The organism is Pseudomonas sp. PDM30, from assembly GCF_019218985.1.
Classification (GTDB): Bacteria; Pseudomonadota; Gammaproteobacteria; order Pseudomonadales; family Pseudomonadaceae; genus Aquipseudomonas; species Aquipseudomonas jessenii.
The window spans coordinates 160039-174529 of record NZ_JAHUWM010000003.1; the positions used below are offsets into that span (position 1 = coordinate 160039).

Annotated in this window: 20 protein-coding genes; 10 read left to right on the forward strand and 10 right to left on the reverse strand. The window is 59.2% G+C overall.

Annotation, left to right across the window (positions count from 1 at the left end; genetic code table 11):
- Entirely contained in the window at positions 1 to 612 is a 612-nt protein-coding gene (locus KW840_RS08080) for a superoxide dismutase (RefSeq protein ID WP_218494923.1), read from the forward strand.
- A 31-nt stretch (positions 613 to 643) separates the two neighbouring features.
- Complete coding sequence (locus KW840_RS08085) at positions 644 to 1537, forward strand: ZIP family metal transporter (protein ID WP_218494924.1); 894 nt, start codon at positions 644 to 646, stop codon at positions 1535 to 1537.
- A 28-nt stretch (positions 1538 to 1565) separates the two neighbouring features.
- On the opposite strand, the gene KW840_RS08090 is transcribed toward KW840_RS08085, so the two are convergent.
- The 10 genes from KW840_RS08090 to KW840_RS08135 all read right to left on the reverse strand — a co-directional run bounded on the left by KW840_RS08090 (position 1566) and on the right by KW840_RS08135 (position 8652).
- Positions 1566 to 1838: an HPr family phosphocarrier protein gene (locus KW840_RS08090; protein WP_057716420.1), complete on the reverse strand. Its 273-nt coding sequence runs from the start codon at positions 1836 to 1838 to the stop codon at positions 1566 to 1568.
- A gap of 15 nt (positions 1839 to 1853) precedes the next feature.
- The gene (rapZ, locus tag KW840_RS08095; protein WP_057716419.1) at positions 1854 to 2711 is read right to left on the reverse strand and encodes an RNase adapter RapZ; all 858 of its coding nucleotides are present in this window, start codon (positions 2709 to 2711) and stop codon (positions 1854 to 1856) included.
- Between the two features lie 2 nt (positions 2712 to 2713).
- Entirely contained in the window at positions 2714 to 3178 is a 465-nt protein-coding gene (ptsN, locus tag KW840_RS08100; protein WP_008046148.1) for a PTS IIA-like nitrogen regulatory protein PtsN, read from the reverse strand.
- A 12-nt stretch (positions 3179 to 3190) separates the two neighbouring features.
- The gene (hpf, locus tag KW840_RS08105) at positions 3191 to 3499 is read right to left on the reverse strand and encodes a ribosome hibernation-promoting factor, HPF/YfiA family (protein ID WP_007941242.1); all 309 of its coding nucleotides are present in this window, start codon (positions 3497 to 3499) and stop codon (positions 3191 to 3193) included.
- Between the two features lie 74 nt (positions 3500 to 3573).
- Positions 3574 to 5067 carry an RNA polymerase factor sigma-54 gene (locus tag KW840_RS08110; RefSeq protein WP_015093497.1) on the reverse strand — a complete coding sequence of 498 codons (1494 nt, stop codon included), beginning with the start codon at positions 5065 to 5067 and terminating at the stop codon, positions 3574 to 3576.
- Positions 5068 to 5313: 246 nt separating this feature from the next.
- Complete coding sequence (gene lptB / locus KW840_RS08115) at positions 5314 to 6039, reverse strand: LPS export ABC transporter ATP-binding protein (RefSeq protein ID WP_008054366.1); 726 nt, start codon at positions 6037 to 6039, stop codon at positions 5314 to 5316.
- A complete protein-coding gene (gene lptA / locus KW840_RS08120; protein ID WP_057716418.1) occupies positions 6039 to 6587 on the reverse strand; it encodes a lipopolysaccharide transport periplasmic protein LptA in 549 nt (182 codons plus the stop codon). Before lptA ends, lptB begins: the two co-directional genes overlap by 1 nt.
- Positions 6574 to 7146, reverse strand: coding sequence for an LPS export ABC transporter periplasmic protein LptC (gene lptC, locus KW840_RS08125; protein ID WP_057716417.1), 573 nt, complete (start codon positions 7144 to 7146; stop codon positions 6574 to 6576). The genes lptA and lptC overlap by 14 nt, the downstream gene beginning before the upstream one ends.
- A gap of 7 nt (positions 7147 to 7153) precedes the next feature.
- On the reverse strand, positions 7154 to 7678 hold the full coding sequence (locus KW840_RS08130) for an HAD family hydrolase (protein ID WP_008018712.1): 525 nt from the start codon (positions 7676 to 7678) through the stop codon (positions 7154 to 7156).
- A complete protein-coding gene (locus tag KW840_RS08135) occupies positions 7678 to 8652 on the reverse strand; it encodes a KpsF/GutQ family sugar-phosphate isomerase (protein ID WP_218494925.1) in 975 nt (324 codons plus the stop codon). Before KW840_RS08135 ends, KW840_RS08130 begins: the two co-directional genes overlap by 1 nt.
- 275 nt (positions 8653 to 8927) lie before the next feature.
- Here KW840_RS08135 and KW840_RS08140 point away from each other — a divergent pair, with 275 nt between their 5' ends.
- The 8 genes from KW840_RS08140 to hisG all read left to right on the forward strand — a co-directional run bounded on the left by KW840_RS08140 (position 8928) and on the right by hisG (position 14371).
- The gene (locus KW840_RS08140) at positions 8928 to 9737 is read left to right on the forward strand and encodes an ATP-binding cassette domain-containing protein (protein ID WP_007986707.1); all 810 of its coding nucleotides are present in this window, start codon (positions 8928 to 8930) and stop codon (positions 9735 to 9737) included.
- Entirely contained in the window at positions 9737 to 10534 is a 798-nt protein-coding gene (gene mlaE, locus KW840_RS08145) for a lipid asymmetry maintenance ABC transporter permease subunit MlaE (RefSeq protein ID WP_057716415.1), read from the forward strand. The genes KW840_RS08140 and mlaE overlap by 1 nt, the downstream gene beginning before the upstream one ends.
- Complete coding sequence (gene mlaD / locus KW840_RS08150; RefSeq protein ID WP_007970271.1) at positions 10534 to 11001, forward strand: outer membrane lipid asymmetry maintenance protein MlaD; 468 nt, start codon at positions 10534 to 10536, stop codon at positions 10999 to 11001. Before mlaE ends, mlaD begins: the two co-directional genes overlap by 1 nt.
- Before the next feature lie 11 nt (positions 11002 to 11012).
- A complete protein-coding gene (locus KW840_RS08155; protein ID WP_057716414.1) occupies positions 11013 to 11666 on the forward strand; it encodes a phospholipid-binding protein MlaC in 654 nt (217 codons plus the stop codon).
- A complete protein-coding gene (locus KW840_RS08160; RefSeq protein ID WP_090453094.1) occupies positions 11663 to 11968 on the forward strand; it encodes a lipid asymmetry maintenance protein MlaB in 306 nt (101 codons plus the stop codon). Before KW840_RS08155 ends, KW840_RS08160 begins: the two co-directional genes overlap by 4 nt.
- A gap of 114 nt (positions 11969 to 12082) precedes the next feature.
- Entirely contained in the window at positions 12083 to 12322 is a 240-nt protein-coding gene (locus KW840_RS08165; protein ID WP_020796650.1) for a BolA family protein, read from the forward strand.
- 22 nt (positions 12323 to 12344) lie between these two features.
- Positions 12345 to 13610 (forward strand): UDP-N-acetylglucosamine 1-carboxyvinyltransferase, encoded by a 1266-nt coding sequence (gene murA / locus KW840_RS08170; protein WP_056728381.1) that lies wholly within the window; start codon positions 12345 to 12347, stop codon positions 13608 to 13610.
- Between the two features lie 125 nt (positions 13611 to 13735).
- Positions 13736 to 14371 (forward strand): ATP phosphoribosyltransferase, encoded by a 636-nt coding sequence (gene hisG, locus KW840_RS08175; RefSeq protein ID WP_008018703.1) that lies wholly within the window; start codon positions 13736 to 13738, stop codon positions 14369 to 14371.
- Positions 14372 to 14491 lie beyond the last annotated feature (120 nt).

Here is a 14491-nt window from a genome sequence, read left to right on the forward strand (position 1 = left end):
ATGGCTTTTACCTTGCCTGCCTTGCCGTACGCCTACGACGCCCTGGAGCCGCACATCGATGCGCAGACCATGGAGATCCACTACACCAAGCATCACCAGACCTACATCAATAACCTGAACGCGGCTGTTGAAGGCACCGAGTATGCCGAGTGGCCCGTGGAGAAGCTGGTGTCCGCCGTTCAGCAACTGCCGGAAAAACTACGGACGGCGGTGATCAACCAAGGTGGCGGCCACGCCAATCATTCGTTGTTCTGGGAAGTCATGGCGCCCGACGGTGGTGGCGAGCCCGAAGGCGTGTTGGCCAAGGCCATCGATGAACAACTGGGCGGTCTCGACAGCTTCAAGGAAGCCTTTACCAAGGCCGCGTTGACCCGCTTCGGCAGCGGCTGGGCCTGGCTGAGCGTGACCCCGCAAAAGACCTTGGTGGTGGAAAGCAGCGGTAACCAGGACAGCCCGTTGATGAACGGCAATACCCCGATTCTGGGCCTCGACGTCTGGGAGCACGCCTATTACCTGCGTTATCAGAACCGTCGTCCGGAGTACATCAGCGCGTTCTACCGCGTGATCAATTGGCCGCAAGTCGCTGCGCGCTATCAGGCCGCACTGGTTTAAGTCTTCCATAAAAACAATCCAAGACTGGACTATGGGCACTGAAACACTGGCGATCGGAAATGGACGGATGTTTCGTTACGCGTTTGGATCGCTGTTACTGCTGGCGGGAATGAGCCTTTTGGTTGCCCATGGGCTGGCATGGCTCGACCTTGAGCCGAAGTTGCTGCGCGCACTGCAGGGCGGTGCGATCTGCGCCTTGGGTACCGCGTTGGGCGCGGTGCCGGTGTTGGTGATTCGGCGGATGCCGCAGATGCTCAGCGACACTTTGCTTGGCTTTGGTGCTGGCGTGATGCTGGCTGCGACGGCATTTTCGCTGATCGTTCCGGGCATCTCTGCCGCCGAAGGGCTTGGACTGTCACCTTGGGCGTCCAGTGGGCTGATCAGCTTCGGCATTATGCTCGGCGCCTTCCTGTTGTTCCTGGTGGATCGGAAGGTCTCTGGCGCCAGCCCGGACATGCTGGTCGGCACGCTGGAACGACCGGTCATTGCTCCGCGGATCTGGCTGTTCGTATTTGCCATCATCGCCCACAACATCCCGGAAGGCATGGCGGTAGGTGTTTCGGCCGGTGGCGCAATGCCTGACGCCGACAGCCTGGCCATGGGCATTGCCTTGCAGGATGTACCGGAAGGGTTGGTCATCGCTTTGGTGCTGGCCGGGGCAGGGATGTCCCGGGGCAAGGCGTTCCTGATCGGTGCGGCGTCAGGTTTGGTAGAACCGGTGTTCGCACTTCTATGCGCGTGGCTGGTGAGCCTGGCCGAACTGCTGCTGCCTTTGGGATTGGCGCTGGCGGCGGGGGCGATGCTGCTGGTGGTGACCCACGAAGTCATTCCCGAGTCGCGCCGCAATGGTCATGACAAGCTTGCCAGCCTCGGGCTGCTGATGGGGTTCTGTTTGATGATGGTGATGGATACGGCCCTCGCTTGATTTGTGGTGAGGGGCTTTTGTGGTTGTATTACTCGCCTTCGTCGAAGAAGTTGTTGATCAACGCCACCAGAGCATCCAGCGCTTCCTGTTCCTGCTCGCCTTCTGTGCTCAAGTGGATCGTGGTGCCTTTGCCGGCGGCCAGCATCATCATCGCCATGATGCTTTTGCCATCGACCATGGACTGTGGTGTACGTCCGGCCCTGATCTGGCACGGGAACTGACCTGCTACCCCAACGAATTTTGCAGAAGCGCGAGCGTGCAGACCCAGTTTATTGATGATTTCGATTTCCAGAGCAGGCATCGCGATGTGAATCCTTTAGCTGAGGTCGCGGTGGCGGACCTGGACGTTCTTCAGGGATTGTTGCAGCGTTTGCCCCAGACGCTCGGTCAGGTAGACGGAACGGTGATGTCCGCCAGTGCAGCCAATGGCAATGGTGACGTAGGCGCGGTTGCTGGCGGCAAAGCGAGGCAGCCACTTTAGCAGGTATGTGGAAATGTCCTGGAACATCTCTTCGACATCCGGCTGAGCCGCCAGGTATTCGGCAACCGGTTGATCGAGCCCGGACTGTTCGCGCAACTCCGGTTTCCAGTAAGGGTTGGGCAGGCAGCGCACATCGAACACCAGGTCGGCGTCCACCGGCATGCCGCGCTTGAAGCCGAAGGATTCCACCAGGAACGCAGTACCGGGTTCCGGTTGATTCAACAGGCGCAGTTTGATGGCATCGCGCAGTTGATACAGGTTCAGGCTGGTAGTGTTGATCTTGAGATCGGCGAGGTCGGCAATCGGCCCGAGCAGGACGCTCTCGACGCTGATGGCTTCGGCCAGCGAGCGGTTGGCGTTGGTCAGGGGGTGACGTCGGCGGGTTTCCGAGAAACGCTTGAGCAGGGTTTCTTCGTCGGCGTCCAGGTACAGCACATCGCACTGGATGTGGCGGGCACGGACTTCCTCGAGCAGGTCGGGGAAGCGTGACAGGTGGCTGGGCAGGTTGCGCGCGTCAATGGAAACGGCGACCAGCGGCTGCAACATCTCGGTATGAACCAGGGCGCGTTCGGCCAGCTCCGGCAGCAGACCGGCTGGCAGGTTGTCGATGCAGTAGTAGCCGCTGTCCTCAAGAACGTCGAGGGCGGTACTTTTACCTGAGCCGGAACGGCCACTGACGATGATCAAGCGCATGATTACTGACCGTTTTGCTCGTCAAGGACAACCTGATACAGGGCTTCGTTGCTTGCAGCACTACGCAGCTTTTCGCGAACTTCCTTGCGGTCGAGCATGCTGGCGATCTGTCGCAGCAGCTCAAGGTGCGCATCGGTGGCGGCTTCCGGGACCAACAGCACGAACAGCAGGTCAACCGGCGCGCCGTCGATGGCGTCGAAATCGATAGGGGCGTCCAGGTGCATCAATGCACTGATGGGCGAAACACAGCCCTTGAGACGGCAATGTGGAATAGCGATGCCATTGCCAAACCCGGTGGAGCCGAGTTTTTCACGGGCGATCAGCGCCTCGAAGACATCTTGCATCTCCAGGGCCGGCACTTCGCGGGCGATAAGATTGGCAATTTGTTCGAGGGCTTTCTTTTTACTGCCTCCCGGCACGTTCACCAGGGAACGGCCGGGGGTCAGGATACTTTCAAGTCGGATCATGGGTTGGGAGTGTTAACGACCGGTTGCGCCCTGGAGGAGGCTCTGGGTCTTTTCCTTATGCTTTTTGAGTTGTTTATCCAGCTTGTCGGTGAGTGCGTCGATCGCGGCATACATATCGGTATGTTCCGCGTTGGCGACCACTTCATTCCCGGGAATATGCAGCGTGGCTTCGATTTTCTGCTTCAGTTTTTCGACGGTCATCGTGACCTGCACATTAGTGATCTTGTCGAAATGTCGCTCCAATCGTTCGAGTTTTTCGCCGATGTAGGTGCGAAGAGGTTCGGTCACTTCCAGTTGGTGTCCACTGATGTTGACTTGCATACAGCTTCTCCTTCGTTGCCAGTGCATAAAGCGGTAGATCAGATGATCTACCACTGGAACGCTGTGGCGTGGCCCTACATCAACCGCTTGCGTTCGCTCGAAGGCGCGATCCCGAGGGATTCGCGGTACTTGGCGACGGTGCGGCGAGCCACCTGAATGCCTTGTGCCTCCAGTAAACCAGCGATCTTGCTGTCACTCAACGGCTTTTTCTGATTTTCCGCTGCAACCAGTTTTTTGATGATCGCCCGGATCGCCGTGGACGAGCATTCGCCGCCTTCGGAGGTGCTTACGTGACTGGAAAAAAAGTACTTCAGTTCATAAATGCCCCGGGGGGTGTGCATGAACTTCTGGGTGGTCACCCGTGAAATCGTCGATTCATGCATGCCGACCGCTTCGGCGATGTCATGCAGGACCAGCGGCTTCATGGCTTCGTCGCCGTACTCCAGAAAGCCGCGCTGATGCTCGACGATCTGGGTGGCAACCTTCATCAGGGTTTCATTGCGGCTTTGCAGGCTCTTGATGAACCAGCGGGCCTCCTGCAACTGATTGCGCATGAAGGTATTGTCGGCGCTGGTGTCGGCGCGGCGCACGAAACCGGCGTACTGGGCATTGACCCGCAGCCGTGGCACCGACTCCTGATTGAGCTCCACCAGCCAGCGCTCGTTGTCCTTGCGCACGATGACGTCAGGAACGACGTACTCGGCTTCGGTGGACTCGATCTGCGAGCCCGGGCGCGGGTTGAGGCTCTGGACCAGCTCGATGACCTGGCGCAGCTCATCTTCCTTGAGCTTCATGCGACGCATCAACTGGCTGTAGTCGCGGCTGCCAAGCAGGTCGATGTAATCGGTGACCAGGCGCTTGGCCTCGGCCAGCCAAGGGGTCTTGGCAGGCAGCTGGCGCAATTGCAGCAGCAGGCATTCGCCCAGGTTGCGGGCGCCGATGCCGGCGGGCTCGAATTGCTGGATGCGGTGCAGGACGGCTTCGATTTCGTCCAGTTCGATGTCCAGTTCCGGGTCGAACGCTTCGAGGATTTCCTCGAGGGTTTCGTCCAGGTAGCCCTGATTGTTGATGCAGTCGATCAGGGTTACGGCGATCAGGCGATCGGTGTCGGACATCGGGGCCAGGTTCAGTTGCCACAGTAAGTGGCTCTGCAGGCTTTCGCCGGCCGAGGTGCGGGTGGTGAAGTCCCACTCGTCATCATCATTGCTGGGCAGGCTGCTGGCGCTGGTCTGGTAAACGTCTTCCCACGCGGTGTCGACGGGGAGTTCGTTGGGGATACGCTCGTTCCAGTCACCCTCATCGAGGTTATCAACCGTCGGGGCGCTTTCCTGGTAGGAGGGCTCCTGGATGTCGGTGTTGGGCTTTTGTTCGGCGTTATCGGCCAGGGGGTCGGAATTGTCGAAGTCGTCGCCTTCTTCCTGGCGTTCGAGCATCGGATTGGACTCCAGGGCCTCCTGGATTTCCTGTTGCAGGTCCAGGGTCGACAATTGGAGCAGGCGGATGGCCTGTTGCAGCTGCGGTGTCATCGTCAGCTGCTGGCCCATTCTCAAGACTAGCGATGGTTTCATGGCAGGGGCTTAACACCTTATTCGCCGGCGCACATGCGCCATCCACTACAGGGCGCCGGGGCGCCAAACTTAAGCAAATTATATGCCTGAAACTAAAGGGTTTGCCTAGAGCGCTGTAACAATAAAAAACTATAAAGCGGTGTTGCTGCGCTGCCCTTGTCGAGGGCTGACCACGCTTGTCGGCACGGAGGCGCTGGTGAGTGGCTGCTCAGGTGCCCGGGCAACTGCCTGGGCACGGCTCAGCGCTTACAGACGGAACTCATGGCCCAGATACACTTCCTTGACCAGGTCGTTGGCCAGGATGGTCTCTGCGTCGCCTTCGGCAATCAGTTGGCCGTCATTGACGATATAGGCGGTTTCACAGATATCCAGGGTTTCACGAACGTTGTGGTCCGTGATCAGCACGCCAATGCCCTTGGCCTTGAGGTGGTGAATGATCTGCTTGATGTCGCCGACCGAAATCGGGTCCACGCCGGCGAAGGGCTCGTCGAGGAGGATGAATTTCGGGTTGGTGGCCAGGGCGCGGGCGATTTCCACGCGACGGCGCTCACCACCGGACAGGCTCATGCCCAGGTTGTCGCGGATGTGGCTGATGTGGAATTCCTGCAGCAGGCTTTCCAGCTCCTTGCGACGACCGGCCTTGTCGAGTTCCTTGCGGGTCTCGAGGATGGCCATGATGTTGTCGGCCACCGACAGTTTGCGGAAGATCGATGCTTCCTGCGGCAAGTAGCCGATACCGGCCTTTGCGCGACCGTGCATCGGTTGGTGGCTGACGTCCAGGTCATCGATCAGGACACGGCCCTGATCGGCTTGCACCAGGCCGACGATCATGTAGAAGCAGGTGGTCTTGCCGGCGCCGTTCGGGCCAAGCAGGCCGACGATCTGGCCGCTGTCGATGGACAGGCTGACGTCACGCACGACCTGGCGGCTCTTGTAGCTCTTGGCCAGATGCTGAGCTTTCAGAGTTGCCATTACTGGGCCTTTTTCTCGTCGGTTTTCTTCTTCGGCTGGATCACCATGTCGATACGCGGACGCGCCTCGGTGACTTTGCTGCCTGTGGCGCGACCGGCGCTGGCGAGTTTCTTGTCCGTGTCGTAGACAATTTTCTCGCCTTGGGTGACGTTGTTGTCCTTGTCGACAACTTTGGCCTTGTCGATCAGTACGACGCGATTTTGCGAAGCGTGATACTGGATCGTCACGCCCCAACCCTGGACAGGCTTGGTATCGCCAGCCGTTTGCAATTGCTCGAAGTACGCCAGGTTGCCCACCGAGGTCACTACGTCAATGTCGCCAGCCGGGGTGCGGGTGATGGTAACGGTGTTGCCTGTCACCTTCATCGAGCCTTGGGTGATGATCACGTCACCCTTATAGGTAGCAATACCTTGCTTGTCGTCCAGTTGGGCATCGTCGGCCTGAATACGGATAGGCTGCTGTTGGTCTTCCGGCAGAGCCCAGGCGCTCACGCTTCCCAGTGCTGCGCCCAGACTGAGCAAAATCGGGAGGGTTTTAACGAGCCTCATACTGTCCTCTTACGTTCGATAGCAGGTGTATCCTGCTTTCTTTCAAATACGCTTTCATTCCCTTGCCAGTCGATACACCGCCAGCGCCGTCGATTCTAACGTCTTGCTCGGTCTGCGCATATTGCTGCTGCGGGAACACGGTCATGCGGGTGCTGGTGATCAGGGTTCTACGGTTTTTCTCGTCGAAGCGCGTGATGCGCACGTCATCGATCAGTTCGACCTGTGTGCCATCAGGGTTGACCTCGCCGCGCAGGCTCTGGACGTGCCACGGGAATTCAGTGCCGCGGAACACATTCAGGTCGGGGTTGGTCAGCAATGTCACCTCGGTCGCTTTCACGTGCTCGACCTTGTCGGACACCAGATCATATTGCAGCTTGCCGTCGGGCAGGTACTGCACGCTGTGGGCGTTGATGGCGTAATAGTCGATCGCGCTTTCATCGACCGGCGTTACCGGCTTGTCGAGGAAGCGTTCCGGGCTGATGTTCCAGTAGCCAACCGCAGCGAATATCGCCGCGATGCAACTGAACATCAGGGTGTTGCGAAATTTTTTGCTCAGCATAGTGGGCTCACAGGTACGCCGCATTGGCCGCGTCGAGGCGGTCCTGGGCGCGCAGGATCAATTCGCAGAATTCGCGAGCGGCACCTTCGCCGCCACGGGCGAGGGTGATGCCGTGGGCGTGTTCACGCACGAAGCTGGCGGCATTGGCCACCGCCATGCCCAGGCCGACGCGGCGAATCACCGGCAGGTCCGGCAGGTCATCGCCGAGGTAGGCCACCTGTTCATAGCTCAAGTTGAGTTGGGCCAGCAGTTCGTCGAGTACCACCAGTTTATCCTCGCGCCCCTGATAGAGGTGCGGGATACCGAGGTTTTTGGCCCGCCGCTCGACCACCGGGGTCTTGCGGCCACTGATGATGGCGGTCTGCACGCCGGCGGCCATCAGCATCTTGATGCCCTGGCCGTCGAGGGTGTTGAACGTCTTGAACTCGCTGCCGTCTTCGAGGAAGTACAGGCGCCCATCGGTCAGCACGCCATCGACATCGAACACCGCCAGCTTGATCTGTTTGCCGCGTTGCAGCAGGTCCGCACTCATCACATTACTCCTGCACGCAGCAAGTCGTGCATGTTCAAGGCGCCAACCGGGCGGTCTTCACTGTCGACTACGACCAGCGCGTTGATTTTATGGTCTTCCATGATTTTCAGCGCTTCGGCGGCGAGCATCTCGGCGCGGGCAGTCTTGCCGTGTGCTGTCATGACCTGTTCGATGGTAGCGCTATGGATGTCGATGCTACGGTCCAGCGTGCGACGCAAGTCACCGTCAGTAAAGATCCCGGCCAGTTTTCCGTCGGCTTCCAGGATCACGGTCATGCCCAGGCCTTTGCGGGTCATTTCCATTAGCGCGTCCTTCAGCAGGGTGCCGCGCTGTACCTGCGGTAACTCTTGCCCGGCGTGCATGACATTTTCCACTTTCAGCAGCAGGCGTCGGCCCAGGGCGCCGCCGGGATGGGAAAAGGCGAAGTCTTCCGCGGTAAAGCCACGGGCTTCCAGCAGCGCGACTGCCAAGGCATCGCCCATGACCAGGGCGGCGGTGGTCGACGAGGTGGGGGCCAGGTTCAACGGACAGGCTTCGTGCTCGACGTGAACATTCAGGTTGACCTCGGCGGCCTTGGCTAGCGGCGAGTCAGGCTTGCCGGTCACGCTGATCAACTGAATGCCCAGGCGCTTGATCAGTGGCAGCAGGGTCACGATTTCATTGGTGGAGCCGGAATTCGAGAGCGCCAGAATGATGTCGTCGCGGGTAATCATGCCCATGTCACCGTGGCTGGCTTCAGCCGGGTGCACAAAAAACGCCGTGGTGCCGGTGCTGGCCAAGGTCGCGGCAATCTTGTTGCCGATGTGTCCCGACTTGCCCATGCCGACCACGACTACGCGGCCTTTGCTGGCCAGAATCATCTCGCAAGCGCGTACGAAATCTGCGTCGATATGGGGTAGCAGGCCTTGCACGGCTTCTACCTCGAGGCGGATGGTGCGTTGTGCAGATTGAATCAGGTCGCTGGATTGGCTCATGTCAGAAATCGTATAGCCTGATGAAAAGGCGGCGATTATAACGGTTATGATCGAATCCCTCACGCTAGTTCGTCGCGCATTGCCATCCTTGTTGCCGGAAACCCTCTAAACGGGGCCTTCAACCTGTCGTGCAGTTGAACATGACCTGGCTTTGGCCTTGGGCGCGCAGCCGTTGCAGTGATATAGTTCGCCGCCAGTTCGGCCTGCCCGGGAGGTATGTGCTTTTGTCAGAAAGCCAGGCGTCCGAGTGAGAGGCTGCATCGCAAGGAGTTTAGATGAGTGCCGATAACGCCTACGCGGTCGAGCTGAAGGGACTGTCCTTCAAGCGCGGTGCGCGCAGCATTTTCAATAATGTCGATATCCGTATCCCGCGCGGCAAGGTCACCGGCATCATGGGGCCTTCCGGGTGTGGCAAGACCACGCTCTTGCGTCTGATGGGCGCCCAGTTGCGGCCCACCAAGGGCGAAGTCTGGGTCAACGGTCAGAACCTGCCAAAACTGTCGCGCAGCGACCTGTTCGACGCGCGCAAGCACATGGGCGTGCTGTTTCAGAGCGGCGCACTGTTTACCGACCTCGATGTCTTCGAGAACGTCGCTTTTCCGTTGCGTGTTCATACCCAACTGCCGGATGAAATGATCCGCGACATTGTCCTGCTCAAATTGCAGGCCGTGGGCTTGCGCGGTGCCATAGAACTGATGCCCGACGAGCTTTCCGGCGGCATGAAGCGCCGTGTTGCGCTGGCCCGGGCGATTGCGCTCGACCCGCAGATCCTCATGTACGACGAGCCCTTTGTCGGCCAGGACCCCATCGCAATGGGCGTTCTGGTGCGCCTCATCCGGTTGCTCAACGATGCGCTGGGCATCACCAGCATCGTGGTATCCCACGACCTGGCCGAGACCGCGAGCATTGCCGACTACATTTATGTGGTGGGCGATGGTCAGGTGTTGGGGCAGGGGACGCCTGACGAGTTGATGAATTCGGATGAACCGCGCATTCGTCAGTTCATGACCGGCGAACCCGATGGCCCGGTTCCGTACCACTTTCCAGCGACGGATTACCGCGCAGATCTTCTGGGGAAGCGCTGATGCGCAGAATTTCATTGATGGAGCGCGTTCGCCGCTTCGGCCAGGCCGGCATCGATGTGCTGGCGGTGTTCGGGCGTTCGAGCCTGTTCCTGTTCCATGCCTTGCTCGGCCGGGGCGGTATCGGTGGCGGCTTCGGGCTGCTGGTCAAGCAGTTGCATTCGGTGGGCGTGATGTCCCTGGTGATCATCGTGGTCTCCGGGGTGTTCATCGGCATGGTGCTGGCGCTGCAGGGCTTCAACATTCTTTCCAGCTATGGTTCGGAGCAGGCTGTCGGGCAGATGGTGGCGCTGACGCTGCTGCGTGAACTGGGGCCGGTGGTGACCGCCTTGCTGTTCGCCGGGCGCGCAGGTTCGGCGTTGACTGCCGAAATCGGCAACATGAAGTCTACCGAGCAGTTGTCCAGCCTGGAAATGATCGGGGTCGACCCGCTCAAGTACATCATCGCGCCACGCCTGTGGGCCGGTTTCATTTCCCTGCCGGTGCTGGCGATGATTTTCAGCGTGGTGGGTATCTGGGGCGGCTCGTGGGTAGCGGTCGACTGGCTGGGGGTCTATGAGGGCTCCTACTGGTCGAACATGCAGAACAGCGTGACGTTCGCCGACGATGTGCTCAACGGGATCATCAAAAGTATCGTCTTTGCCTTTGTCGTGACCTGGATCGCCGTATTCCAAGGCTATGACTGCGAACCCACTTCCGAGGGGATCAGTCGTGCCACTACCAAGACCGTTGTATATGCCTCGTTGGCAGTACTCGGCCTGGACTTTATTCTGACCGCCTTGATGTTTGGAGATTTCTGATGCAAAACCGCACCCTGGAAATCGGTGTCGGCCTTTTCTTGCTGGCTGGCATCCTGGCTTTGCTCTTGTTGGCGTTGCGGGTCAGTGGCCTGTCCCCGACTCCGAGCACCGACACGTATAAACTTTACGCCTACTTCGACAATATCGCCGGTTTGACGGTCAGAGCAAAGGTGACCATGGCCGGTGTGACCATCGGCAAGGTCACGGCCATCGATCTGGATCGCGACAGTTTCACCGGTCGGGTGACCATGCAGCTGGAAAAACGCATCGATAATCTGCCGGCGGACTCCACTGCATCTATCCTGACTGCTGGCCTGTTGGGCGAGAAGTACATCGGTATCAGCGTGGGCGGGGAAGACACCCTGCTCAAGGATGGTGGAACCATCCATGACACGCAGTCATCGCTGGTGCTCGAAGACCTGATCGGTAAATTCCTGCTCAATACCGTTAGCAAAGAAGCTAAATGAGGAACTGTTAAATGATCTCTATCTTGCGACGTGGCCTGTTGGTAATGCTCGCGGTGTTTCCGTTGGTGTCCCACGCCGTAGCGGCGACTTCGGCGCACGATCTGGTGCAGGACACAACCAACCGTATGCTCGCGGACCTGGCGGCAAACAAAGAGAAGTACAAGCAGGATCCGCAAGACTTTTATGCGGCGCTGAACACCATCGTCGGGCCGGTCGTGGATGCCGAGGGTATTTCCAAAAGCATCATGACGGTCAAGTACTCGCGTAAAGCTACGCCTGCACAGATGAAGACCTTCGAAGAAAACTTCAAGAAGGGTCTGTTCCAGTTCTATGGCAATGCCTTGCTGGAGTACAACAACCAGGGCATCACCGTTGAACCGGCCAAAGACGAGTCGGGCGACCGTACCAGTGTAGGCATGACTGTCAAAGGCAGCAGCGGCGCGATCTATCCAGTGTCCTACACGCTGGAAAAGATCAACGGCGAGTGGAAACTGCGTAACGTCATCATCAATGGCATCAATATCGGCAAGCTGTTCCGCGATCAGTTCGCCGATGCGATGCAGCGCAATGGCAACGACCTGGACAAGACCATCAATGGTTGGGCCGGGGAAGTCGCCAAGGCCAAGGAAGCCACCGACAAGAAACCAGAGCAGTCAGCCCAATGAGTGAGTCGGCAGTCCAGATGGACGAAGCGGGCGAGCTGCGACTCAGTGGCGTGCTGGATTACCGCACCGGCCCTGGCCTGCGCGAGCAGGGCAAGGCGCTGATCAAAGCCAGCAACGCTGCAGCGCTGGTGGTCGATTGCTCGGCGGTAACCAAGTCCAGCAGTGTCGGTTTGTCGTTGCTGCTGTGCTTTATCCGTGATGCGCAGGAGGCCGGCAAGGCCCTGAGCATCCGTGGGATGCCGGAAGACATGCGTGAAATCGCTCAGGTCAGCGAGCTGACCGAGCTGTTGGCGCATCCCTAACCCGCATCTATGAATAAGCCCCCCGTCTGAGTCCTGCTTGGCGGGGTTCGCAGGCGCGGGGCTTTTTTGTATGATGTCCGACCCGCGCGCACAGGGCGCCGATTGAGGTTGAGCATGCAGGCCAACGAAGTTAAGAGCTTTCTTGAAGGAAAGCTGCCCGGAACGAAAGTAGAAGTCGAGGGCGAAGGCTGCAATTTCCAGCTGAACGTGATTAGCGATGAACTGGCGGCGTTGAGCCCGGTCAAGCGTCAGCAGCAGGTCTATGCCCATTTGAACCCATGGATCACCGATGGCAGCATCCATGCGGTCACTATGAAATTTTTCAGCAGCGCGGCCTGGGCCGAGCGCACCTGAGCCCAAGGGCGTCGAGATTCTTATGGATAAATTGATTATTACTGGCGGTGCTCGTCTTGACGGCGAGATCCGCATCTCCGGGGCAAAGAACTCTGCCCTGCCGATCCTGGCGGCTACCCTGCTGTGCGATGGCCCGGTGACTGTGGCCAACCTGCCGCACCTGCACGACATCACCACCATGATCGAGCTGTTCGGGCGCATGGGTATCGAACCTGTGATCGACGAGAAGCTGGCCGTCGAAATCGACCCGCGCACCATCAAGACCCTGGTCGCACCTTACGAACTGGTTAAAACCATGCGTGCGTCGATTCTGGTACTCGGTCCTATGGTTGCTCGTTTCGGTGAAGCCGAAGTCGCCTTGCCTGGCGGTTGCGCCATCGGTTCGCGTCCGGTTGACCTGCACATCCGTGGCCTGGAAGCCATGGGCGCCGTCATCGACGTCGAAGGCGGCTACATCAAGGCCAAGGCGCCTGAAGGTGGCCTGCGCGGTGCGCACTTCTTCTTCGATACCGTCAGTGTGACCGGTACCGAAAACATCATGATGGCCGCGGCCTTGGCCAAGGGCCGTAGCGTCCTGCAAAACGCCGCTCGCGAGCCTGAAGTGGTCGACCTGGCGAACTTCCTGAACGCCATGGGCGCCAAGGTTTCCGGCGCCGGTACCGATACCATCACCATCGATGGCGTCGAGCGTCTGCACACCACCACTTATAAAGTAATGCCTGACCGCATCGAAACCGGCACCTATCTGGTGGCGGCGGCGGTGACCGGTGGTCGTGTGAAGGTCAAGGATACGGATCCGACCATCCTCGAAGCCGTTCTGGAAAAACTCCGTGAGTCCGGTGCCGAAATCACCTGTGGCGAAGACTGGATCGAGCTGAACATGCACGGTAAGCGTCCGAAAGCCGTCAACGTGCGGACCGCTCCGTACCCGGCGTTCCCGACCGACATGCAGGCGCAGTTCATCTCCCTCAACGCCATTGCCGAAGGCACCGGCGCTGTGATCGAGACGATCTTCGAAAACCGCTTCATGCACGTCTACGAGCTGCACCGCATGGGCGCCAAGATCCAGGTCGAAGGCAACACCGCCATCGTCACCGGCACCGAAAAGCTCAAGGGCGCGCCAGTGATGGCGACCGACCTGCGTGCTTCGGCCAGCCTGGTGATCTCGGCCCTGATCGCCGAAGGCGACACGCTGATCGACCGCATCTACCACATAGACCGTGGCTACGAGTGCATCGAAGAAAAACTGCAGATGCTGGGCGCCAAGATCCGCCGCGTTCCGGGCTAGTCCCTGCTGTATGGGCATAAGGACATGCCCGTTGATTTGTTGAAGTCGAGCCGTTTTCGGCTCGATGTGTGTCCGGCGCCATTTGCGACCGGGCATGAGTACCTTGATAAGGACTGACGTTTCCCATGTTGACCATCGCACTGTCCAAGGGCCGCATCCTTGACGACACCCTGCCGCTTCTGGCTGAAGCGGGCATCGTGCCGACCGAGAATCCGGACAAGAGCCGCAAGCTGATCATTCCCACGACCCAGGAAGATGTACGCCTGCTGATCGTGCGTGCCACCGATGTGCCGACTTACGTCGAGCATGGTGCCGCCGACCTCGGTGTCGCCGGTAAAGATGTGCTGATGGAGTACGGCGGCCAGGGCCTGTATGAGCCGCTGGACCTGCAAATTGCCCAGTGCAAGCTGATGACCGCCGGCAAGGTCGGCGCGGTCGAGCCCAAGGGCCGCCTGCGTATCGCCACCAAGTTCGTCAACGTTGCCAAGCGCTACTACGCCGAACAGGGTCGTCAGGTCGACATCATCAAGCTCTACGGTTCGATGGAGCTGGCGCCGTTGATCGGCCTGGCGGACAAGATTATCGACGTGGTCGACACTGGTAACACGCTACGGGCCAACGGTCTGGAGCCACAGGATTTCATTGCTGCCATCAGCTCCCGGCTGATCGTCAACAAAGCTTCGATGAAGATGCAGCACGCCCGTATCCAGGCGTTGATCGACACCCTGCGCAAGGCAGTGGAGTCTCGACACCGCGGCTGATTCACCTGCGCGACGTTAAGTCGCGCCCGTCTATCCGCCTCATAGCCAGAATTCTCAGGTGCCCAAGCGGAAACGACTGCTAAGTTAGGGCGCCTGAGTTTTTGCCATTCCTATGAGGCT